21 protein-coding genes are annotated in these 21,541 nt (G+C 61.6%); 8 read left to right on the forward strand and 13 right to left on the reverse strand.

Annotated features, from left to right (window positions below; translation table 11 throughout):
* On the reverse strand, window positions 1-459 hold the full coding sequence (locus VJR68_RS15170) for an SUF system Fe-S cluster assembly regulator (protein ID WP_324149015.1): 459 nt from the start codon (window positions 457-459) through the stop codon (window positions 1-3).
* Between the two features lie 252 nt (window positions 460-711).
* Here VJR68_RS15170 and VJR68_RS15175 point away from each other — a divergent pair, with 252 nt between their 5' ends.
* The 4 genes from VJR68_RS15175 to murU all read left to right on the forward strand — a co-directional run bounded on the left by VJR68_RS15175 (window position 712) and on the right by murU (window position 4,255).
* Window positions 712-1,050: a P-II family nitrogen regulator gene (locus VJR68_RS15175; RefSeq protein WP_188794688.1), complete on the forward strand. Its 339-nt coding sequence runs from the start codon at window positions 712-714 to the stop codon at window positions 1,048-1,050.
* A 25-nt stretch (window positions 1,051-1,075) separates the two neighbouring features.
* Window positions 1,076-2,413: an ammonium transporter gene (locus VJR68_RS15180; protein ID WP_324149018.1), complete on the forward strand. Its 1,338-nt coding sequence runs from the start codon at window positions 1,076-1,078 to the stop codon at window positions 2,411-2,413.
* A gap of 133 nt (window positions 2,414-2,546) precedes the next feature.
* Window positions 2,547-3,560: an aminoglycoside phosphotransferase family protein gene (locus VJR68_RS15185; protein ID WP_324149020.1), complete on the forward strand. Its 1,014-nt coding sequence runs from the start codon at window positions 2,547-2,549 to the stop codon at window positions 3,558-3,560.
* The gene (murU, locus tag VJR68_RS15190) at window positions 3,557-4,255 is read left to right on the forward strand and encodes an N-acetylmuramate alpha-1-phosphate uridylyltransferase MurU (protein WP_324149022.1); all 699 of its coding nucleotides are present in this window, start codon (window positions 3,557-3,559) and stop codon (window positions 4,253-4,255) included. The genes VJR68_RS15185 and murU overlap by 4 nt, the downstream gene beginning before the upstream one ends.
* A 72-nt stretch (window positions 4,256-4,327) precedes the next feature.
* Here murU and motB read toward each other — a convergent pair whose 3' ends face one another.
* The 7 genes from motB to queA all read right to left on the reverse strand — a co-directional run bounded on the left by motB (window position 4,328) and on the right by queA (window position 12,178).
* Entirely contained in the window at window positions 4,328-5,275 is a 948-nt protein-coding gene (gene motB / locus VJR68_RS15195) for a flagellar motor protein MotB (RefSeq protein ID WP_324149024.1), read from the reverse strand.
* The gene (gene motA, locus VJR68_RS15200) at window positions 5,272-6,144 is read right to left on the reverse strand and encodes a flagellar motor stator protein MotA (protein WP_324149026.1); all 873 of its coding nucleotides are present in this window, start codon (window positions 6,142-6,144) and stop codon (window positions 5,272-5,274) included. Before motA ends, motB begins: the two co-directional genes overlap by 4 nt.
* Before the next feature lie 216 nt (window positions 6,145-6,360).
* Window positions 6,361-7,326, reverse strand: coding sequence for a protein translocase subunit SecF (gene secF, locus VJR68_RS15205; RefSeq protein ID WP_324149028.1), 966 nt, complete (start codon window positions 7,324-7,326; stop codon window positions 6,361-6,363).
* Between the two features lie 12 nt (window positions 7,327-7,338).
* A complete protein-coding gene (secD, locus tag VJR68_RS15210; RefSeq protein WP_324149030.1) occupies window positions 7,339-9,231 on the reverse strand; it encodes a protein translocase subunit SecD in 1,893 nt (630 codons plus the stop codon).
* A gap of 76 nt (window positions 9,232-9,307) precedes the next feature.
* Window positions 9,308-9,637, reverse strand: coding sequence for a preprotein translocase subunit YajC (yajC, locus tag VJR68_RS15215; RefSeq protein ID WP_324149032.1), 330 nt, complete (start codon window positions 9,635-9,637; stop codon window positions 9,308-9,310).
* A gap of 217 nt (window positions 9,638-9,854) precedes the next feature.
* Entirely contained in the window at window positions 9,855-10,967 is a 1,113-nt protein-coding gene (tgt, locus tag VJR68_RS15220) for a tRNA guanosine(34) transglycosylase Tgt (protein WP_324149034.1), read from the reverse strand.
* Window positions 10,968-11,131: 164 nt separating this feature from the next.
* Entirely contained in the window at window positions 11,132-12,178 is a 1,047-nt protein-coding gene (gene queA, locus VJR68_RS15225; protein ID WP_324149036.1) for a tRNA preQ1(34) S-adenosylmethionine ribosyltransferase-isomerase QueA, read from the reverse strand.
* Between the two features lie 142 nt (window positions 12,179-12,320).
* On the opposite strand from queA, the gene VJR68_RS15230 reads away from it, so the two are divergent.
* On the forward strand, window positions 12,321-13,700 hold the full coding sequence (locus VJR68_RS15230) for a M28 family metallopeptidase (protein WP_324149037.1): 1,380 nt from the start codon (window positions 12,321-12,323) through the stop codon (window positions 13,698-13,700).
* Window positions 13,701-13,895: 195 nt separating this feature from the next.
* Here VJR68_RS15230 and VJR68_RS15235 read toward each other — a convergent pair whose 3' ends face one another.
* The 4 genes from VJR68_RS15235 to VJR68_RS15250 are packed head-to-tail and all read right to left on the reverse strand — an operon-like array spanning window position 13,896 to window position 17,441.
* Window positions 13,896-14,498 (reverse strand): response regulator transcription factor, encoded by a 603-nt coding sequence (locus tag VJR68_RS15235; protein WP_324149039.1) that lies wholly within the window; start codon window positions 14,496-14,498, stop codon window positions 13,896-13,898.
* On the reverse strand, window positions 14,495-15,691 hold the full coding sequence (locus VJR68_RS15240) for a sensor histidine kinase (RefSeq protein WP_324149041.1): 1,197 nt from the start codon (window positions 15,689-15,691) through the stop codon (window positions 14,495-14,497). Before VJR68_RS15240 ends, VJR68_RS15235 begins: the two co-directional genes overlap by 4 nt.
* A 44-nt stretch (window positions 15,692-15,735) precedes the next feature.
* Window positions 15,736-16,530 carry an ABC transporter permease gene (locus VJR68_RS15245; protein ID WP_324149042.1) on the reverse strand — a complete coding sequence of 265 codons (795 nt, stop codon included), beginning with the start codon at window positions 16,528-16,530 and terminating at the stop codon, window positions 15,736-15,738.
* On the reverse strand, window positions 16,530-17,441 hold the full coding sequence (locus VJR68_RS15250) for an ABC transporter ATP-binding protein (protein WP_324149044.1): 912 nt from the start codon (window positions 17,439-17,441) through the stop codon (window positions 16,530-16,532). Before VJR68_RS15250 ends, VJR68_RS15245 begins: the two co-directional genes overlap by 1 nt.
* Window positions 17,442-17,715: 274 nt before the next feature.
* Between VJR68_RS15250 and VJR68_RS15255 the strand changes: the two genes are divergently transcribed.
* The 3 genes from VJR68_RS15255 to upp all read left to right on the forward strand — a co-directional run bounded on the left by VJR68_RS15255 (window position 17,716) and on the right by upp (window position 20,464).
* Window positions 17,716-19,212 carry an aminotransferase class III-fold pyridoxal phosphate-dependent enzyme gene (locus tag VJR68_RS15255; RefSeq protein WP_324149046.1) on the forward strand — a complete coding sequence of 499 codons (1,497 nt, stop codon included), beginning with the start codon at window positions 17,716-17,718 and terminating at the stop codon, window positions 19,210-19,212.
* Window positions 19,213-19,404: 192 nt separating this feature from the next.
* Window positions 19,405-19,719, forward strand: a complete 315-nt coding sequence (locus tag VJR68_RS15260) for a PsiF family protein (RefSeq protein ID WP_324149047.1) — start codon at window positions 19,405-19,407, stop codon at window positions 19,717-19,719.
* Between the two features lie 106 nt (window positions 19,720-19,825).
* On the forward strand, window positions 19,826-20,464 hold the full coding sequence (gene upp / locus VJR68_RS15265; protein WP_324149049.1) for a uracil phosphoribosyltransferase: 639 nt from the start codon (window positions 19,826-19,828) through the stop codon (window positions 20,462-20,464).
* Window positions 20,465-20,541: 77 nt separating this feature from the next.
* Here upp and pip read toward each other — a convergent pair whose 3' ends face one another.
* Entirely contained in the window at window positions 20,542-21,501 is a 960-nt protein-coding gene (gene pip / locus VJR68_RS15270) for a prolyl aminopeptidase (protein ID WP_324149051.1), read from the reverse strand.
* Window positions 21,502-21,541: the final 40 nt, after the last annotated feature.

The following is a 21,541-nucleotide window of genomic DNA, read 5'->3' on the forward strand; positions in this document are numbered from 1 at the left end:
TCATGATGCTGTCCTGCCTTTCAATTCGTTGAGCGCCACGGTGGCGACGGCCGGCGGCGCGGGGCGCAGCATGTCGGCCAGGCTCATCGCGCGCAGGGCGTTGTCGAGTACGTGGTTGATGCGTTGCCAGCTGCCGCGCACGCCGCATTGGGCTTCGCGCTCGCACTGGCCTTCGCTGAGGGTGCATTCGGTCATGCCGAGCGGGCCTTCGATCGCCTCCACGATCTCGGCCAGGCTGATCTCCTGCGCCGGCCGCGCCAGCCGGTAGCCGCCGTTGACGCCGCGGAAGGAGTCCACCAGCCCCGCGTGCCCCAGCGACTTCAGCAGCTTGCTGACGGTCGGCAGTTCCAAATGCGCCTCTTCGGCAATCTGGGCTGTGCTGAGGACATCGCCCGGGTGCGCGGCGATGCAGGTCATCACCACGGTGGCGTAGTCCGTCAGTCGGCTGACACGAAACATAGTGGAAGGAGGACACCGCTTAATTCGGACTGAAATGGTACTGATTCACCCCGAAGCGGTCAAATGGCAGGCAGGCGGGTGATGATGGCTTTGCGCCACAACGGTGCAAAGGATGCACCAAATGGTTCAAATCCTCGGCTTGGCCTGTGCTTGCCACACATGGAAATGGCGCCACTTGGCGGTTCGTGGAACCTGCCCCTGGCTTGGCACGCATTCTGCTGTCTTGCAACAAAACCACTGGAGCCGCCACGCATGAAATGGGTTACCGCGATCATCAAACCCTTCACCCTGGACGATGTGCGGGAGGCACTCGGCGAGGCCGGCGTGCAGGGCATGACGGTGACCGAGGTGAAGGGCTTCGGCCGACAGCGCGGCCATACCGAGCTGTACCGCGGCGCCGAGTACGTGGTTGATTTCCTGCCCAAGCTCAAGATCGAGATTGCCGTGGCGGACGATCAGGTGGAGCTGGCGGTCGAGGCGATCATCCGCGCGGCCAAGACCGGCAAGGTGGGCGACGGCAAGATTTTTGTGAGCGACCTGGAACAGGTGATTCGCATCCGCACGCAGGAAGTTGACGCGGATGCACTTTGACATGCGGGGAAACGGGGAACGGGGGATGGGTAAGCATCGAGTGGTTTCGCGGCTCGTCGCCGTCATGCTGGCAGCCGGCGTGTCTATGCCGGTTTTCGCGCAGGCCGCGCCTGCACCGACGCTCAATACCGGCGACACCGCCTGGATGATCGTGGCCAGCGCCTTCGTGCTGATGATGACGATTCCCGGCGTGGCGCTGTTCTATGGCGGCATGGTGCGGGCGAAGAATCTGCTGTCGGTGATGATGCAATGTATGGCGCTCACCGCCTTGGTGACCGTGCTGTGGATGGTGTATGGCTATTCGCTGGCCTTCAGCACAGAAGGCATGCACGCCGGCGTCACCAACTGGCATTCGTTCCTCGGCGCGTTCGATCGCGTGATGCTGGCGGGACTCACGCCCAATACGCTGTACCAGACGGTGCCGGAAAGCGTATTCGTGATGTTTCAGCTCACCTTCGCGATCATCACGCCGGCGCTGATCATCGGCGCCTATGCCGAGCGCATGAAATTCAGCGCGATGCTGTGGTTCTCCGGTTTGTGGCTCACCTTCGTGTATCTGCCGATCGCACACATGGTGTGGGGCGGTCCGGGTTCGCTGCTCGGCGATCTGGGCGTACTCGATTTTGCCGGCGGCACGGTGGTGCACATCAATGCCGGTATCGCCGGCCTGGTCGCCTGCCTGGTGATCGGCAAGCGCCGCGGTTGGCCGCATACGCATATGCCGCCGCACAACCTGGGTTACACCGTGATCGGCACGGCGATGCTGTGGCTGGGCTGGTTCGGTTTCAACGCCGGTTCCGCTGTTGCCGCCAACGGCAACGCGGGCATGGCGATGCTGGTGACGCAGATCGCCACGGCTGCCGCGGTGATCGGCTGGGTGGCGGTGGAGTGGTTCGTGCATAAGCGTGCCAGCGTGCTTGGCGCGGCTTCCGGTGCCGTGGCCGGATTGGTGGCCGTCACGCCAGCCGCCGGCACGGCGGGACCTGCCGGCGCGTTGATCATCGGCTTTGTTGCCGGCGCGGTGTGTTTCTTCACGGCGACACGCCTCAAGCACAAGCTGGGCTATGACGACACGCTGGACGTGTTTGGCGTGCACGCGGTGGCCGGCATCATCGGCGCACTGTTGACCGGTGTGTTCGCGGCACCCAAGCTCGGCGGTTTCGACAGCGCGGTGACCTCGCCGTTGCTGCAATTGTGGATTCAGGCGAAGGGCGTGGGCTTCACCATTGTGTGGAGCGGCGCATTGAGCTGGGTGATCCTGAAACTGGTGGATATCACGCTGGGTCTGCGCATCGAGCCCGAGCAAGAACAGGTGGGCCTGGATATCGCCGAGCACGAGGAGCGGGCGTACAACCTCTCCTGACGCCACACATAGGCCCGTAGGTTGGGGTGCGAACCCCAACATTGCCATGCCGATATGGATGGCGATGTTGGGGTTCGCACCCAACCTACGCGTCCGCGGCTAAGCTAGTCATGTGTCCGCCGCGAATCCCCTTATGCAGAGCATCACCGACCGCGCCGCCGCCCGTCTCGCCTGGACGCGTGCGGTGCTTGGCGATCATTCGCTAACACTCCAATCCGCGTCAGCCGACGCCAGCTTCCGCAGCTACTGGCGCACGCATCACGACGGCCGCAGCTGGATCGTGATGGATTCGCCGCCCGCGCAGGAAGATCCACGCCCGTGGCTCAAGATCGGCCAGCAACTCGCTGCGGCCGGCCTGCACGTGCCTGCGGTACACGCGCAGGATCTCGAACAGGGTTTTCTGCTGATCGAAGATCTCGGCACGCGGCTTTATCTCAACGAACTCAACGTCGAGAGCGCCGATGCGCTCTACGGCGATGCGATGGATGCCTTGCTGCGCATGCAGACGCGCATGGACTATCGCGAGCTGCCGCCGTTCGATCGCGACGTGCTGGTGCGTGGCCTGGAAGTGATGCCGGAATGGTTTCTCGGCCGCCACCTCAACCACACGCCTGCTTGCGACGAATGGGACGTGCTGGAAGCGGCATTCAACGTGATCGTCCATAACGCGCTGGAACAGCCGCGCTGCTTCGTGCATCGCGACTATCACAGCCGCAACCTGCTGGTGGTGGAGCGGGACAGTCCCGGGGTGATTGATTTCCAAGGCGCGCTGGCCGGACCGATCACCTACGACCTGGCTTCGCTGTTGCGCGATGCGTACATCGTATGGCCGCGTGAACGCGTGGAAGCCTGGGTGGAGTCTTACCGGCAGCGCCTGCGCCATGCCGGCGTGATCGGTGAGGACATCGACAGCAAACGCTTCCTGCGCTGGTTCGACCTTACCGGCTTGCATCGTCACGTCCGTGTACTCGGCCAGTTCTACCGCTTGTGGTATCGCGATGGCAAACCGGGCTATCTCGCCGACGTGCCGCGCGTTTATTACTACGTGGTATCGGTGGCGCGCAGCTACCCCGAACTGGCCGACTTCGCCGCATTGATTGAGCGATACGCCGAAGGCCGCGATCTCACCCAGGTAATCGGTGCATGAGACACGCGTTGATCTTTGCGGCCGGATTGGGCGAACGCATGCGTCCGTTGACTAACCACACACCCAAGCCGTTGCTGCCTGCACGCGGCAAACCGCTGATCGTGTGGCATCTGGAAAGGCTTGCGGCGCTCGATGTGCGCTATGTGGTGATCAACACCTCGCATTTGGCGGAGCAGTTTCCGGAAACGCTCGGCGATGGTTCGCAGTGGGGTTTGCGGATTCGCTATGCGTATGAAGGGCCTACACCGTTGGAAACGGGTGGCGGCATGTTCAACGCGCTGCCTCTGTTGGGGCCGGAACCGTTTATCGTGATCAACGGTGATGTGTGGACGGATGCGGATTTCGCCACATTACCGGCGGAACCGGCTGGCCTTGCGCATCTGCTGATGGTGGACAATCCATCGCACCATCCGCGCGGCGATTTCGCGCTGGATGAGCAAGGCAAGCTGCATGACGAAGCTGACAAGCGGCTGACCTATAGCGGCATCGGCGTGTATCGGCGTGAGTTGTTGAATGACTGGCAGGCGGTTATCGGTCAGCACGATTCAACCGACGACAAACATCCGCGTTTCAAACTCGCGCCGCTGTTGCGGGCGGCGATGCAGCGTGATGAGGTGAGTGGAAGCCATCATCGTGGCGAATGGACGGATGTGGGTTCGCCTGAACGGCTTGCATCGTTGAATGCAACCCCATAGCGCGTAGGCTGGGGTGCGAACCCCAACATGGTCATGTGCATGAGGCCGACATGTTGGGGTTCGCACCCCAACCTACGGCGCGCCTGATACCAGCGGCTTGATCGACACCGGCGCAGGCAACGTCGGCGGCGGCACTGCCGCAGCCTCTTCCTGCGACAACGCCGCGTCCTGCGCCTGCTTGGTCATCATGATGATGCTGATGCGCCGGTTGATCGGATCACTCGGATTGGCCTTGTCGAACGGCACTGAATCGGCCAACCCCACCACGCGCGCAATCTTGCCTTCTTCCAGGCCGCTATCCAGCAAGGCGCGCCGCGCCGCATTGGCACGGTCGGCAGAAAGCTCCCAGTTGCCGTACTGGCTTGCGGTGCTGTACTTCGCATCATCGGTGTGGCCGGAGATGCTGACCTTGTTCGGCGCCTGATCGATAAAACCTGACAACTCATGCAGGATCGCCACGGTATAGGGCTCCAGCGCGGCGCTGCCGGTGGCGAACATCGGGCGGTTCTGTTTGTCCACGATCTGGATGCGCAAACCTTCCGGCGTGATGTCGAGCAAGAGCTGATCCTTGAACGGCTCCAGCGCCTGGCTTTTTTCGATGGCGGCGCGCAGCTGCAACATCAGGCTTTCCAGGCGCTGCTTTTCGCGCTCGCGCGCCAGCTTCTCCACGTCTGCGGGTGTTACCGGCGTGGCGGCGCGACGGTCCTTGCCTGCGCCATGCGAGATATCCATGGCGCCACCGAGCTTGATCATGCTGTCGCTCGCACCACCGGGGCCCATCTTGCCCGGTGGCGCGATGGTGGCGGTGCCGGGTGTCATGCTGGGATTTTTAAAATATTCCGCAATCGCCGCCCGCTGCTGCTTGGTGCCGACGCCGAGCAGCCACATCACCAGGAAGAACGCCATCATCGCAGTGACGAAGTCGGCATAGGCGACTTTCCACGCGCCGCCATGGTGACCGTGTTTCTTGCGCCGCGCACGGCGCACCACGATCAACGTGTCGCGGCTTTGCTCACTCACGCCGCGGCTCCGGCGCGCGCGGCATCCTTCAGATGATCTTCAAAGTCCTGGAAATTCGGCCGTGCGTGCGGCGATAGCGTCTTGCGCGCGAACTCCACGGAAACTTTGGGGTTGTAGCCGCGCAAGCAGGCGAGCAAGGCTACCTTGACGCATTCGAACGCTTTACCGTCTTCATGCACGCGGCTTTCCATGGCAGCGGCGAGCGGCCCGATAAAGCCATAGCACAGCAAGATACCCAGGAACGTGCCGACCAACGCGCCAGCAATGTGTTCGCCGATCTGCGAAGTATCGCCGCCCAACTGCGACATGGTGGTCACAATGCCAAGCACCGCGGCGACAATGCCGAAACCCGGCAAGGCATCGGCCAGTTTCATCACCGCCAGCGCGGGGGCTTCCGCGTCGTGCTGGTGGCTTTCCAGTTCCACTTCCAGCAACTGCTCCAGCTCGTGCGGATTCATGTTGCCACCCACCATCAGGCGCAAGCAGTCGGTGGTGAATTCGATCAGGTGATGTTCTTTCACCAGGCGCGGATAAGCGCTGAAGATCGCGCTCGATTGCGGATCTTCGATGTGCGATTCCAGGCCAAGCAGGCCTTGCTTGCGCATCACGCCAAAAATGTCATACAGCAGCGAGAGCAGGTCGACGTAGTCCTGCTTGCGATATTTGGGTCCCTTGAACAGCGCGGCAATGTTTTGCAGCGCACCTTTCACGATCTTCAACGGGTTGGCCGAGAGGAAGGCGCCGATGGCACCGCCGCCGATGATCATCAGCTCCGCCGGTTGCCACAACGCGAGAATGTGTCCGTGCGACAGCAGATAACCGCCCAACACGCAGGAAAGCACCACCAGGGAACCAATCACGACAAGCATGGGGACTCCGTTCGGGACGTCAGTGTCCTAGCTGCTTATCGACCGTTGCGATGCAAAATTTAGATACAAAACGTTGCGCCACGTGACGTAGCACGTAGGTTGGGGTGCGAACCCCAACAACGCGTCCCGATCGACATGGCGATGTTGGGGTTTGCACCCCAACCTACGAAAACGGCCCGGAATGACCGGGCCGTTTTGCATGCACGTCGCAATGAATTACGGACGACGCGCGAGTTCCGGATTTTCCTTGGTCACCGGCATCAAGTCCTTCTTCGACACGCCCAGCCACAACAGAATCGGGCTGGCCACGAAGATTGACGACAAAGTGCCGACCAGGATGCCGATCAGCATGGTGATGGCAAAGCCATGCACCGTGGGACCACCGAAGAAATACAGTGCCGCCATCGCGATGCTGGTGAACAGCGAGGTGATGATGGTTCGCGACAAGGTGCTGTTGATCGAGCGGTTGAGGATTTCTTCCGGATCGGCCTTGCGCGACGAGCGGAACAATTCGCGAATACGGTCGAACACCACCACCTTGTCGTTGATCGAGTAACCGATCACCGCGAGCACCGAAGCCAGCACGGTCAGGTCGAACTCGCGCTGCACCAGCGAAATCACGCCCAGCGTGACCAGCACGTCGTGCACTTCGGTGGCCAGCGCGGCAATGGCAAAGCGGCGCTCGAAGCGGATCCACAGGTACAAGCCGATGCCGATGATCACGAAGATGGCGGCGGTGACACCATCGCTGCGCAGCTGTTCGCCCACCTGCGGACCGACGTAATCCTTACCGGCGATCTTGGCGTCGGGGCGCGGCCCCTGCAGCGCCTTGGCCACGTCGTTGGAGATCAGGTCGAGGTTGGGCGACTTGCCTTCTTGCTGCACGTAGTGCTTGTCGTCCTTGGGCTGGAAGCGGATCGACACATGGCGCGTGCCGCCGATGCTTTGCACCACGGCGTTCTCGATACCGCCCTTGTCCAGCGCACTGCGCACGTCTTCGACCGACACCGGATTGTCGTAGGTGACGTCCACGCTGACGCCGCCGGTGAAATCCAGCCCGTAGTTGAGGCTGCGCGTGGCGAGCAACGCAATCGAAGCGATCATCAGCAGAACGGCAAGGCCGATGCTGATCTTGCGCAGCCCGAGGAAGTGGACGTTGGCGTTGTGATTGAAAATTTCCATGGGCGTCTCCGATTACACCGACAGCGTCTTGAGCTTGCGCCCGTGATGGATGAACGCAGTAATCGCGTGGGTGACCGTGACCGAGGTGAACATCGAGGTCAAAATACCGATCAGCAGCGTGACGCCGAAGCCCTTGATCGGGCCCGAGCCCATCGTGGTCAGCGCCAGTGCGGCGATAAGGTGGGTGACGTTGGCGTCGAGAATGGTGGCCCAGGCTTTTTCATAGCCGGCGCGGATCGCCGCCAGCGGCGTGGAACCATTGCGCAATTCTTCGCGCACGCGTTCGCAGATGAGGACGTTGGAGTCGATCGCCATGCCCAATGTCAGCACGATACCGGCAATGCCCGGCATGGTAAGCGTCACGCCGATCGCCGACATCACGGCCACCAGGATCACCAGGTTGAAGAACAGTGCGACGTCCGCCACCAGGCCGAACAGCTTGTAGTAGATCGCAGCCGCCAGCAGCACCAGACCCAGGCCGAGCAACACGGCCTTCAGGCCCTTGTCGATGTTGTCCTGGCCCAGGCTGGGGCCGATTACGCCTTCCTGCACGATATCCATGCGTGCGGCGAGCGAACCGCCTTTCAGCATCAGCGCCAGGTCCGAGGCAGCCTTGGAGCTGGCCAGGCCGGTGGTCTGGAACTTGTTGCTGAAGACGCCCTGGATGGTGGCGTAGTTGATCACCTGGTAGGTGGTCTTGGGCGTGCGCACTTCCTTGCCGTCGACGATCTTGGTGTCGGTGGTGCTTTCCACGTACACCACGGCCATCGGCTTGCCGACGTTGTCGCGGGTGAAGTCGAGCATCTTGGCGGCGCCGACCGAATTCAATGTGACGTTCACGCTGGGCGAGCCGCTCTGCGGATCATTGCCGGAGGACGCATCCACCAGCTCATCGCCGCTGGCGATGATGTTCTTGCTGACCAGGTAAGGCTCGCCGTGCGTGCCGTAATAAAGGTGCGCATCCGGCGGAACGTTGCCGGTCTTCACTGCATCCTGCACGGCGGGGTCGCGTGCATCGCCGATGCCCGCGACGTATTCCAGCGTAGCCGTTGCACCGATCACCTTCTTCGCTTCGGCCGGGTCTTGCACACCGGCCAGTTCGACCGAGATGTGATCTTCACCCTGAGCCTGGATCACCGGCTCGGACACGCCCAGCGCGTTGATGCGGTTGCTCAGCGTGGCAAGGTTCTGGCGGATCGCATTGGTCTGCAGGTCACGCAGCTTGTCCGGCTTGATGGTGGCATTGAGCACGAAGCGGTCGCCGGTGCTCTGGCCATCCGCCACGGCGAGGTCGGTGTATTCGGTGGCGATCGCATCGCTGGCTGCCGTGCGATCGGCGGCGGAACTCAGCACCACGTTGACGCCCTGGCCGCGCGTGGCATTACGCGATACGGACACGAAGGAAATCTTCTTTTCCTTGAGGAGTGCCGTGATGTCCTGCGTATAGCGGTTTTCCTGCCGGTCGATGATGTCGCTCTGGTCGACCGCCATCAGGAAGCGCACACCGCCCTGCAAATCCAGGCCCAGCGGCATCGCACGGCCGCCGATGGCGGTAAGCCATGCCGGCACGGTGGATTCCAGATTGAAGCCGACGTTGTAGTTCTCGCCCAGGGCAGCCTTCAGCGCGTCAGCGGCGTTCTTTTGCAAGTCGCCATTGGCAAAGCCGACCACGATGTAATCGCCGCGGCTGGGATCATGCCTCAAGCTTTCGTTGATATACGGAAGCTTGGCCGTCTGCAGCGTGGTGATGACCTTCTGCTGCACCGTCGGGTCGAGTGTCGTGCCCTGCGCGGGCGCTACCTGCACGGCCTGCAGCGGCGCGTAAATGTTCGGCAATGCGTACAGGATGCCCAGCACCAGTACGATGGCCACCAGAAAGTATTTCCAGCGTGGAAAATCACTCATGCCTTGCATCCGAATGAACCGCAGCGCCGCGCCGCGGATAGTGTTAACCGATAATTTGGGAAGAATTGCCTGACGATCAGGACGACTTCAATGTGCCCTTCGGCAGCACCTGCTGAACGGCGCCCTTTTGCACCTTGATCTTCACGTTCGGCGCGATCTCGACCGTGATGAAGGTCTCGCCCACATCATCGACGCGACCGGCGATGCCGCCGTTGGTAACCACTTCGTCGCCCTTGGCCAGGCCGGACACCAGCTGGCGGTGTTCCTTCTGCCGCTTCATCTGCGGGCGGATCATCATGAAATACATCAGGCCGAACAGCACGATCATCATGATCAGCATGGACAGGCCACCATTGGCCGCTGCCGGCGCTGCCTGCGCCAGTACGAAAGTCGTCGGAAGAGTCATCTACTTATCCCGCAAGTTGTGGCTGCGACTGGAGTTTTTCGCCGCAAGCCCAAGAAAAGACGTCGGATTATGCCATGCACCCCGGGGCTATGCACGGCGTAAAGGGTCAAGCCCGCCCGAGGCACAGGGCTTCAGACAACGGCGGCGTGACAGGGGTTCGTAGGTTGGGGTGCGAACCCCCTACATGAGATCCCGTTGTTGGGGTTCGCACCCCAACCTACGTCCGCCGGGCATAAAACCCGGCCACGAAGTCCTCCAGTGATCCGGCCGCGATGGCCTCGCGCAAACCAGCCATCAGGCGTTGGTAATGATGCAGGTTATGGATGGTGGCCAGCTGGCTACCCAGGATCTCGTTGCAGCGGTCCAGATGGCGCAGGTAGGCACGGCTGAAGCCCTGGCTGCAGGCATAGCATTCGCAGTCTTCTTCGATCACGCGCGTATCGTTGGCGTACTTGGCGTTGCGGATGCGCAGCGTGCCTTGCGAGGTAAACAGAAAGCCGTTGCGCGCATTGCGGGTGGGCATCACGCAATCGAACATGTCGATGCCGCGCCGGACGGCCTCGACAATATCCTCCGGCCGGCCCACGCCCATCAGGTAACGAGGACGATCTCGCGGCAGCAGCGGCACGGTGACGTCCAGCGTGTGATTGCGCTCCGCTTCCGGCTCGCCGACCGCCAGTCCGCCGACGGCGTAACCATCGAAACCGATCTGGATCAGCCCCTCGGCCGAGCGCTTGCGCAGGTTTTCGTAGACGCTGCCTTGCACGATGCCGAACAACGCATTTGGATTTTTTTGATCGTCAAACGCACGGCGCGAGCGCTCCGCCCAGCGCAGACTCAGTTCCATCGATTCTGCAGCAATCTTGTCGGTGGCCGGATACGGCGTGCATTCGTCGAAGATCATCACGATGTCCGAATCCAGCACGGTCTGGATGCGCATCGATTCTTCCGGCGACAGAAACACCTTGGAGCCGTCCACCGGCGAGGCGAACGTCACGCCCTGCTCGGTGATCTTGCGCTTGTGCGCCAGCGAGAACACCTGGAAACCGCCGGAGTCGGTGAGGATCGGCTTGTTCCAGCCGATAAACCGATGCAACCCACCGAACTCGCCGACGATGTCCAGCCCCGGACGCAAAAACAGATGGAAGGTATTGCCGAGGATGATTTCGGCGTCCACCTCGAGCAGGTCGCGCGGGGTCATGGCTTTCACCGAGCCATAGGTGCCCACGGGCATGAAAGCCGGCGTTTCCACGGTGCCGCGGTCGAAGGTGAGACGGCCACGGCGGGCGGCGCCGTCGGTGGCGAGGAGGTCGAAGTGCATGGAGGTCATCGGGGGATTATGGCATCCCTCCCTCCTACGCCGCGGGTACGTCGTCTATCTACACGTCGCCGCCCCGGCGAAAGCCGGGGCCCAGTGTCGTTGGGTGGTGGTGCACGTCGCTAGGCCCCCGGCTTTCGCCGGGGCGACGAGTGATCGCAAGAGATAAGGGAAGATTATTTCCCGACGCTGTCCAAGCCATTCGGCAAAATCAACATCGCATCCCCATACGAGAAAAACCGATACCGCTCCTTCACCGCATGCCGATACGCATCCAGCATGTACTCCCGCCCCGCCAGCGCAGAGACCAGCATCAACAAGGTCGACTGCGGCAAATGGAAATTGGTGATCAGCGCGTCGATGCTGGTGATGCGATAACCGGGGAAGATAAAGATCTGCGTCTCTCCCGCAAAAGGACGCAATTCACCGTTCACGGTGGCGCTTTCCAGCGCGCGCACCACGGTCGTGCCGACGGCAATCACCCGTCCGCCCGCGCGACGCGTGTGCTGGATCTGTTCGACCAGACTTGCGCCCACGTTCAACCACTCCCGATGCATCGTGTGATGTGCTATCTCTTCGGTGCGCATCGGCTGGAAGGTGCCCGCGCCCACGTGCAGGGTCACGTAGCCGAAATTCACGCCCAACTCGCGCAGTTGCTTGAGCAGTGCTTCATCGAAATGCAGACCAGCCGTGGGTGCCGCCACGGCGCCAGGCTCGCGCGCGTACACGGTCTGGTAGCGCTCCAGATCACTGGCATCCGCATGACGCGAGATATAGGGCGGCAAGGGCATTTCTCCCAGTCTCGCCAGCAAGCGTTCCAGTGGCTCGGGTGATTCGAAACGCAGGCGAAAAAAGCTCTCGTCCCGGCCCAGCACCGTGGCATGGCTGCCATCCGCCAGGATGATCACCGTGCCTTCGCGCGGCTTTTTGCTTACGCCCAGTTGTACGGTCGCTTCGTGCGCCCCCGTCACGCGCTCGATCAATATCTCCACCGCACCGCCGCTTGGTTTTTGTCCATATAGGCGCGCCGGCAACACACGCGTGTCGTTGAACACCAGCAAATCGCCCTTGCGCAATAGCGAGGGCAAATCGCGGAACATACGGTCCTGCCAGGTGTGCGTGGGCACGTTGAGCAATAGCAGGCGGCTGGCGCTGCGCTGGGTTAACGGTTCTTGCGCGATCAACTCAGGCGGCAGATCGAAATTGAAATCGGATTTCTTCACGGCATGATGCTGGGCTGGGATAGTGCATTATCGCGCAAACGCCATGGCTCGCTTCCTGCCCAGGCCATCGGAACCGGCAGCAGGCGCATGGCGCACAATTCCCGCCCGTCTCCGGCCTCTGTCAAAAGCACAAGGAAAGCTTATGCCCCGCCATGCCCTTCCCTGCTCGCTGGTCCTGCTCACCGCGCTATATGGCCATGCCTGCCTGGCGCAAACCGCAGGGGTCTTTCCGCACGAGCAAGCCGATCTGCATGCGCTGGCCGCTGCGCCGGATGAAGCCCGGTTGCGCAACACCATCACCACGCTGGTTGGCTTTGGCACCCGCCACACTCTTTCCGATACGACCTCGCGCAAGCGCGGCATCGGTGCGGCGCGGCGCTGGGTGCAATCCCGCTTCCAGGCCATTTCGCACGATTGCGGCGGCTGCCTGGACGTCGTCACACCCTCGCAAGTATTCACCGGCAAGCGCGTACCCAAGCCGACCGAAGTGATGGATATCGTGGCGATCAAACGCGGCAGCGGCGATCCGCAGCGGGTGATCGTGATGACCGGCCATCTGGATTCGCGCGTCAGTGACGTCATGAACGCCACCAGCGATGCGCCCGGCGCGAACGACGATGCGTCCGGCGTGGCGGCATTGATGGAAGCGGCGCGCTTGCTATCGAAGCAAGACAACCGTGCCACGCTGGTTTTCGCAGCACTGTCCGGCGAGGAGCAGGGTTTGTACGGCGGCAAGGTGCTGGCCGACTATGCCAAGGCACAGGGCTGGCAAGTCGAGACCGACCTCAACAACGACATCGTCGGCAACAGCCGCGGCCAGAATGGCGTGCGCGACAACACCACCGTGCGCGTTTTCAGCGAAGGCACGCGCAGCATGGAAACGCCTGAGCAGGCCAAGACGCGTAACTACTTCGGCGGCGAAGTCGATTCGCCCTCGCGCAATATCGCCCGCTATATGACAGCGCTTGCCGATCAATACGTGCCAGACCTGCACGTGCGCATGATCTACCGCACCGACCGCTACGGCCGCGGAGGCGATCAAGTTCCGTTTCTGGAAGCCGGCTATCCGGCTGTGCGCGTGACGGAAGGCCATGAGGATTACACGCACCAGCATCAAGACCTGCGCGAAGAACGTGGTGTGACATATGGCGACACCATCGATGGCATCGACTTCCGCTATCTGGCCCGCGTCACGGCATTGAACACCATCACGATGGCATCGCTGGCACGCGCACCGACGCCACCTTCCCATGTTGCGATCAGCGGCGCACTGGCTACCGACACCACGCTGAGCTGGCAGAAAGTCGCCGGCGCGGCGGACTATCGCGTGCACTGGCGCGATACGACCGCGCCGCAATGGCAATACAGCCGCAACGTGGGCGATGTCGATCGCTATGTCCTGAAGGATGTGGTGATCGACGATTGGTTCTTTGGCGTGTCGGCGGTTTCGGCCGATGGGTATGAGAGCCCGGTGGTGTTTCCGGGGGATGCGGGGAGTTTTGCTGCGCCGGCGGTGCGGTAAAAAAAACACCTCAACGACGATGGCACTAACTTGAACATCGTCGCCTCGGCAAAAGCCGGGCTCCGTGACTTAGGCTCTGACTCTAAAAGTTGCTGGATCCCGGCTTTCGCCGGGACGACGATTCAAGGTGCTTCCGTTTCTATTAACCCGCGCATGCCATGGCTTCGCGAGAACGAGGCAGGTAGGTTGACGCCATTACAACCATCCCTTCTGCCGCGCCAAACGATACGCCTCGATACGGTTGGCTGCACCCAACTTGCCGATCGCTTCGGAAAGATAATTGCGCACCGTGCCATGCGAGAGGTTGAGCTTGGCGGCGATATCGCTCGCAGATTGCCCTTCCCCGGCAAGACGCAACACTTGCCGCTCGCGGTCATTCAAGGGATCGGCTTCCGACCAGGCTTCCAACGCAAGCTGCGGATCGATCGAGCGGCCACCGCGATGCACGATGCGCAACGCTTCGGCGAGATTCTCGGCCGGCGCGTCTTTCAACAAATAACCCGATACGCCCGCATCCAGCGCGCGGCGCAGAAAGCCGGGGCGCGCAAACGTGGTGACGATGACGCACTTCACCGGAAGCTCCTGGCGATGAATGCGCTGCGCCAGCTCCAGGCCAGTGATGCCGGGCATCTCGATATCCGTCACCAGCACATCCGGCTTTAACCGCTGCACTTCGCGCCAGGCGGACTCGCCATCGGAGGCGGAGCCGAGTACTTCGATATCCGATTCCAGATTGAGCAGCGCCGACAGTGCTCCGCAGACCATGGCTTGGTCTTCAGCCAGCAAGACACGGATCATGCAGCAGCGCTCCCGGCAAGCTTGTCTTGCACGGGTGGCTCGGGCAGGACGCGCGCTTTCTGCGCTGCCCGCAACGGCACGTTGACCAGCAAGCGCGTGCCTCGGCGTGGTGGCGAATCAACTTGCAGGCTACCGCCAATGGCTCGCACACGCTCACACATGCCGCTCATACCGTTACCGTGAGCGACGAGCCCACCCTTGCCATTGTCATGAATCTGCATTTCCAGGTTATCTGCCGTACGGGTAAAGCGAACACAGGCTTCGGTAGCGTCTGCATGCCGATGGATGTTGGTCATCGCTTCGCGGATCACCAGGGCAAGCGTGCGCTCAACCTCTTGTGGCAACGAGTCGGGTAGATTGCCGTAGTCCAGATGCACCGCGGACGATTCAAGCAGCAGCCGTGCGGAAGCCAGTTCCGCTGCAAGATCCGTCGAGCGAATGCCGGTTACCGCCGCGCGCACCTCTGCCAGCGCGTGACGGGCGACCCGTTCGGCTTCTTCCAGTTCACGTCGCGCGGCGCCGCTATCGCGATCGAACAACTTGCGGGACAACTCCAGCTTCAAGGTGATCAAGGACAAGGTGTGTCCGAGCAGATCGTGCAGGTCGCGGCCGATACGCTCGCGTTCGGCGGTTGCCGCCAAACGGCGCACTTCTTCTTGCGATAAGCGCAATGCGGCATCGCGTTCCCGGTTCTTGATCTCGACGATGATCACGGTGCAGATGATGAGCGCCATCGCAGGTATCGAAACCAGCATCGCCCACGGATAGCCTGCCCGCCACGCCAGGCTGATATAGAGCGCATTGATCAGCAGCAACAGGCCAACGCGTGCGCGAAAGCTCGCCCGCCATTTCAGGAACATGTTGCAGCCGAAAATCAAATAGCTGAGGCCGCTTGGATACCACGGCAGGCTAAGCAGGCAGAGACTGGCCACGGCCAAGCCGTAGTAGTGCATGTGCCGGCAAGACGCGTAATGAGCCTTGAGGTACACCGCAATGAAGATCGGGTACGTGGCCAGGGTAAAGAAGAGCCAGCTGAGCGTATAACCCTGCGGATCGAGCAACGGCGTGATAAAAATCCAGGCCGACCACAGCAAATGAATAGCCCATGGCGATTTGCCCTGCCGCAACTCATCCGCCGCGCTTGAGTCCGGCGCCGGCACGAACCAGGTACGCATGACTGTCGTGATGTTCATGGCCGCGCTCCCCGCGCTGCGAACTGCCCTGCTGACATCGTACTTCAACCGTAGCGCCGCAGCCTGCGCGTCGCGATGATAAAAAATATCACTGCGAAACCGGCCAAGACAGCGAAGTGCTGGAAGACGCCGCCATGCTGCAGCCCTAACGCGGCCATCCCCAGCTGATGCAGGTGGTAGCTCGGCCAAACCGGCGCAATCTGCTGCAACAGCTTGGGCAGCATGTTGATCGGAACCCACAAGCCAGAGAGGAATGACATCGGCAGGTAGATCAGGTTGAGCATGCCTGGCGCACCCTGCCCTTTGATCAACGTACCGATCAGCATGCCCAGCGCGCAGAATGGCAACACGCCCAACACGCCAGTCAGCAACAACAGCGCGCATTGCTGCAAGGACAACGCGACATGCCCCATTGTCAGCGCCATCCCTAACAGCAACAAAATGACCACCGCCGCGGCGGCCATCGCCATCAGCATCTTGCCGAGCAGATACGCACCGGGCGGCATGGGCAAGGCGCGCTTGTAGGTAAGCAGACCACCATCGCGCTCCAACGCCAAGGATACGCCAAAGCCGAACAATCCCGGGCTCATCACACCGAACACGCCATAGCTCACCAAAAGATAGCGCGCGGTATCCGTGCCGGCAGAGCCGTTCATGACCACGCCGAACAGCAAGTAGAACATGGTGGGAAGCAACATGATCGGCAGCATGAACGCCGGCGCGCGCATGTAGCGCAGGCATTCGCTGCGCGCTTCGGCCAGATAGGCCCCGATGACGCGGCGAGTGCTCATGCCGGTGACGGTCGGCGTCTCGGATACGGGTATGGATACGCTGCTCATCACGCGGCCTCCTGTTGTTCGTCGTCGCGCGTCAATTCGGTAAAGGCTTCGGCGAGTCCGGCCCGCTGCACCTCCAGCGCACTGAGTGATGCATCCGCATCGAGCAGGCGTCGCAGAACGTTTTCCGGTTCACTGGTATGAATGGTCAAGCGATCACCCTCGCGTTGCGCAGCGTTGACCAAGGGCCATGTCGACACCGCCGCCGCATCGAGATCCGTAGCACAGCGGATGCGCGCGAGCGGCACGTGCGCACGCAGCGCGTCGACGCTGCCTTCGCTGAGCACGCGCCCTTTCGCCATCACCACCACGCGTTGCGCCAGTGCTTCGGCTTCTTCCAGATAGTGCGTGGTCAGTACGACCGAACAACCTTCGGCGACCAGGTTGCGCATGGCGCTCCATAATTTGCGGCGCGCATCGATATCCATGCCGACGGTGGGCTCATCCAGAAACACCAGCTCGGGCCGGCCACACAAGGCGAGCGCAAATTGCACGCGTCGCTGCTGGCCTCCCGACAGCTTGCCGTAAGGGCGGTTCAGCAGATCATCGATGCCGGCGAGTGCCGCACTCTCCTTGAGCGGACGCGGATTCGGGTAGTAGCTGGCCACCAGGCGCAAAAGCTCCCCCACGTGCAACGTCGGCGGCAACATGGCCGATTGCAGCATCACGCCGATGCGGCGGCGCGCGTCGATCTGCTGCGGGTCCATGCCGAACAATTCCGCCCTGCCGCCGTCCGGGCGGATCAAGCCAAGCAGCAGGCTGATGCTGGTGCTTTTGCCGGCGCCGTTAGGTCCCAGCACGGCCAGCAGTTCGCCGCGCCGCAGCACAAGATTCACGCCATCGAGCGCCACAAGATGACCGTAACGTTTCACAACCCCGTGGAGACGGGCTACCGCGTCGGTTTGGGTGTGCATGATTGCCCTCCTTGCACTGCAGCGTAAGCAGGGCAAGGCTGTTTCTGCAGTTGTTCGCGTCAGCGATCGGGCATGACAGCCGTCATCCTTGGGGGTACCGCCGCCCTGTTTCAGCGGTTATCCTGATGTACGAAACGCCAGCGGTTTCCCCATACGCGGCGCAGTGCGAACGGGCGCATCGCCCTGGCTTTCAAGCCGATCACCGCACGAAAAACATCCTGTCGGCCTGCTTCGCGTTGGGCGCGAGGCGCTGTCAGATTCGAGGAGAGTAGTCATGGGTGTCATCGATCAGCTGCGCGAATTGCGCGAATTTGGCGGCAAGCCGCGGACCACTGGCCTGGACGACGCCATCATCGAGCGCATGGCCGCGCTGGACCCTCAACTCACCCAAGCTATTGCCGAGGCTGTTACGCGTCATCGCCAATTGCGCGCGGAGCTCGGCGATTTCCTGAAGCTGGATGAAGCCGAGCAACTGACGCAGGCACAGCGCGACCTGGTGAATTTCTATCCGGACGATGCCATCAATCCGTACATGCCCGCCGCTGCGCGCGGCCCGTGGGTTGTCACGCTGAAAGGCGCGGTCGTGCACGACAACGGCGGCTACGGCATGCTGGGTTTTGGTCACAACAACACGGCTATCGACGCTGCGCTGGCACGTCCGCAAGTGATGGCCAACGTGATGACGCCAAGCATTTCGCAAATGCGTTTTGCCCAGGCGATGAAGCGCGAACTGGGTCGCCATCGCGGCAGCAATCCGTACACGCGTTATTTGTGCCTGAATTCCGGCTCGGAATCGGTGGGCCTGGCTTGCCGCATTGCCGACGTGAACGCCAAGCTGATGACCGATCCGGGTGCACGTTATGCCGGACGCACGATCAAGCGCATCGCGGTGAAAGGCGCGTTCCATGGACGCACGGATCGTCCCGCCCTGTATTCGGATTCCTCGCGCCGCACGTATGTGCAGCATCTGGCGAGTTATCGTCACGAAGATTCGGTGCTCACGGTTGCGCCATATGACATCGCGCAACTGGAAGCGGCGTTTGCCGATGCGGACAAGCATGGCTGGTTCATCGAGGCGATGTTCCTGGAACCGGTGATGGGCGAAGGCGATCCGGGCCGTTCGGTGACGCCGGCGTTTTATCAGGCAGCGCGCGAACTGACTGAATCGCACGGTTCACTGCTGCTGGTTGATTCGATTCAAGCAGGCCTGCGTGCACATGGCGTGCTGTCGATCATCGACTATCCCGGCTTTGAAAAGCTGGCGGCGCCGGATATGGAAACCTTCTCCAAGGCGCTCAACGCCGGCCAGTATCCGCTTTCCGTGCTCGCCGTGACCGATCGCGTCGCCGGCCTGTATCGCAAGGGCATCTACGGCAACACCATGACCGCCAACCCGCGCGCGTTGGACGTGGCGCTGGCAACACTGGATCAGCTTACCGATGAGGTGCGCGCGAATATCACGGCGCGCGGCAAGGAATTCGTCGAGAAACTCAACGCGCTGAAAGACGAACTCGGTGGCTTGATCACCAAGGTGCAAGGCACGGGCCTGCTGTTCTCCTGTGAGTTGGCACCGCAGTTCAAGTGCTACGGCGCAGGTTCTACCGAGGAATACCTGCGCGAGCGCGGCATTGGCGTGATCCACGGCGGTGCCAATTCGTTGCGCTTCACGCCGCACTTCAAGATCACCAGTGCGGAAGTGGATATGGTGATTGCGCACGTGCGGCATGCGTTGCTGGAAGGGCCGCGCAAGAGCGAGGCGCAAGCGGCTTGATGTTTTTCTTCCGGTCGTAGGCTGGGGTGCGAACCCCAGCATCCGGTGCACACGGCATGGCGGTGTTGGGGTTTGCACCCCAACCTACGGGGTGCTGGAAATAGTTGGCGTTCCCCGTTCCCCTGCTTCCTCGCAAGGCATAGACTGCCCCAGCCGGTACCACCACCGGCCATAACTTCAGGAGGAAGCATCATGTCCATGCGTCTGAACCTGCTCGCCGCGAGCGCCGCATTGGTATTCGCCAGCGCCGCCTTCGCTGCCGCACCGCAAAGCAAACCCCTTACCTCATCGCAACAGAAAATGGCCGATTGCAGCCACGCCGCCAAAGGCCAGACTGGCGCCGCCTACAAGGCTGCCGTCAGCACCTGCATGAAGGGCGATACCACCGCTGCTGCTCCCACAAAGATGACCCCACAGGAACGCATGTCCGCCTGCTCCAAGCAGAACGCGGGCAAGAAAGGGGCTGATTACAAGAGCGCCGTCAGCGCGTGCATGAAGGCCCATTGATGCGTTGACCTTGCCAGGGTCTCACTGAAGTTCGAAGCGCCGCCCATGGGCGGCGCTTTTTTTGTTTCCGGCTATGCTTGCCACTACCCTCTTCTGCGTGACCATCATGAAGATCGTCGAAGTCCGCCACCCGCTCATCCAGCACAAGCTCGGCCTGATGCGCCGCGCCGGCATCAGCACCAAGGAATTCCGCGAACTGGCCTCCGAAGTCGCCTCGCTGCTCACTTATGAAGCCACCAAGGATTTGGAAACCGTCGACGCGCAGATCGAAGGCTGGGCCGGACCTGTGCGCGTGCAGCAGATCAAGGGCAAGAAGATCACCATCGTACCGATCCTGCGTGCAGGCCTCGGGATGCTGCCGGGCGTGCTGGAGCTGATTCCATCGGCAAAGGTAGGCGTGGTGGGATTGCAGCGCGACGAGCAAACGCTGCAGCCGATCGCCTACTACGAAAAACTCACCGGCCGCATGGATGAGCGCATCGCATTGATCGTTGACCCGATGCTGGCCACGGCAGGTACGCTGGTGGCGACGGTGGATATGCTCAAGGCAGCGGGCTGCAAGCGCATCAAAGGGTTATTTCTGGTAGCGGCGCCGGAAGGCTTGAAGCGTATTGAAGCGACACATCCTGATATCGAAATCTACACCGCGGCAATCGATGAGCGGCTCAATGAGCACGGCTACATCCTGCCGGGGCTAGGGGATGCGGGAGACAAGATTTTCGGGACGAAACAGTTGCCGGCCTAGTCCGTAGGTTGGGGTGCGAACCCCAACATCGCCATCGTGGTGCGGAGCGGGTGTTGGGGTTCGCACCCCAACCTACGTCAGCGGCGGGCGAAGCGGTCCGTTGCTTCGATCAGCTCATGCGTAATGCCCGGCTCGAACGCCGAGTGCCCTGCATCCTGCACTACATGCAACTCTGCCTCTGGCCACGCGCGATGCAAATCCCACGCACTACGCATCGGGCACACCACGTCATAGCGTCCTTGCACGATCACCGTTGGAATACGGCGGATGCGATCAACGTTGCGTAGCAGCTGATCATCGTGCTCAAAAAAGCCGCCATTGACGAAGTAATGACATTCGATGCGTGCAAAGGCCAACGCGAATTCATCTTCACCGCTGCTGTTGATGTAGCCCTCGTCCTGATAGAGGAAACTGGTCGCGCCTTCCCACACGGACCATGCTCGTGCTGCCTTCAATCGTACTTGCGGATCGGGGCTGGTAAGGCGGCGATGGTAAGCGCTCATCAGATCGCCGCGTTCGGTTTCGGGGATCGCGGCCAGATAGGTTTCCCATGCATCCGGATACAGCGCATCGCAGCCCTTCTGGTAGAACCACTCCAACTCCCAGCGACGCAGCATGAAGATGCCGCGTAGCACCAGCTCGCTGACCTTGTCTGGATGCGTCTGCGCATAAGCCAGCGACAGCGTGGAGCCCCACGAACCGCCGAACACCTGCCACCGTGCGATACCCAAGTGCTCGCGCAGACGTTCGATATCCGCCACCAGGTGCCAGGTAGTGTTGTCCGTCAATTCGGCATGCGGCGTCGATTTGCCGCAGCCACGCTGATCGAACAGCACGATGCGGTAAACAGAAGGATCAAAAAAGCGCCGGCACTTGGGATTGGTACCGCCACCCGGGCCGCCATGCAGGAACACCACCGGTTTCCCGTTCGGGTTGCCGCTCTGCTCGTAGTACAGCGTATGCAGGTCGGAGACCTTGAGCTGGCCGACGTCGTAGGGCTCGATCTCGGGAAACAAGCTGCGGCGATGCTGGGACATGGTCTTCGGCATCCTTTGGATGGGGAAGCACATGGTACGG

Source organism: Dyella sp. (genome assembly GCF_035277725.1).
Taxonomy (GTDB): Bacteria; Pseudomonadota; Gammaproteobacteria; order Xanthomonadales; family Rhodanobacteraceae; genus Dyella_B.

Bases quoted from the DNA above. Each gene is read 5' to 3' on its own strand.
- secF (WP_324149028.1), bottom strand. From the start codon at position 7,326: ATGGAAATTTTCAATCACAACGCCAACGTCCACTTCCTCGGGCTGCGC.
- secD (WP_324149030.1), bottom strand. From the start codon at position 9,231: ATGAGTGATTTTCCACGCTGGAAATACTTTCTGGTGGCCATCGTACTG.
- VJR68_RS15240 (WP_324149041.1), bottom strand. From the start codon at position 15,691: ATGAACATCACGACAGTCATGCGTACCTGGTTCGTGCCGGCGCCGGAC.
- VJR68_RS15260 (WP_324149047.1), top strand. From the start codon at position 19,405: ATGTCCATGCGTCTGAACCTGCTCGCCGCGAGCGCCGCATTGGTATTC.
- murU (WP_324149022.1), top strand. From the start codon at position 3,557: ATGAGACACGCGTTGATCTTTGCGGCCGGATTGGGCGAACGCATGCGT.
- VJR68_RS15180 (WP_324149018.1), top strand. From the start codon at position 1,076: ATGGGTAAGCATCGAGTGGTTTCGCGGCTCGTCGCCGTCATGCTGGCA.
- VJR68_RS15250 (WP_324149044.1), bottom strand. From the start codon at position 17,441: ATGCACACCCAAACCGACGCGGTAGCCCGTCTCCACGGGGTTGTGAAA.
- tgt (WP_324149034.1), bottom strand. From the start codon at position 10,967: ATGACCTCCATGCACTTCGACCTCCTCGCCACCGACGGCGCCGCCCGC.
- VJR68_RS15245 (WP_324149042.1), bottom strand. From the start codon at position 16,530: ATGAGCAGCGTATCCATACCCGTATCCGAGACGCCGACCGTCACCGGC.
- VJR68_RS15185 (WP_324149020.1), top strand. From the start codon at position 2,547: ATGCAGAGCATCACCGACCGCGCCGCCGCCCGTCTCGCCTGGACGCGT.
- upp (WP_324149049.1), top strand. From the start codon at position 19,826: ATGAAGATCGTCGAAGTCCGCCACCCGCTCATCCAGCACAAGCTCGGC.
- yajC (WP_324149032.1), bottom strand. From the start codon at position 9,637: ATGACTCTTCCGACGACTTTCGTACTGGCGCAGGCAGCGCCGGCAGCG.
- motA (WP_324149026.1), bottom strand. From the start codon at position 6,144: ATGCTTGTCGTGATTGGTTCCCTGGTGGTGCTTTCCTGCGTGTTGGGC.
- VJR68_RS15235 (WP_324149039.1), bottom strand. From the start codon at position 14,498: ATGATCCGTGTCTTGCTGGCTGAAGACCAAGCCATGGTCTGCGGAGCA.
- VJR68_RS15230 (WP_324149037.1), top strand. From the start codon at position 12,321: ATGCCCCGCCATGCCCTTCCCTGCTCGCTGGTCCTGCTCACCGCGCTA.
- VJR68_RS15170 (WP_324149015.1), bottom strand. From the start codon at position 459: ATGTTTCGTGTCAGCCGACTGACGGACTACGCCACCGTGGTGATGACC.
- VJR68_RS15175 (WP_188794688.1), top strand. From the start codon at position 712: ATGAAATGGGTTACCGCGATCATCAAACCCTTCACCCTGGACGATGTG.
- pip (WP_324149051.1), bottom strand. From the start codon at position 21,501: ATGTCCCAGCATCGCCGCAGCTTGTTTCCCGAGATCGAGCCCTACGAC.
- VJR68_RS15255 (WP_324149046.1), top strand. From the start codon at position 17,716: ATGGGTGTCATCGATCAGCTGCGCGAATTGCGCGAATTTGGCGGCAAG.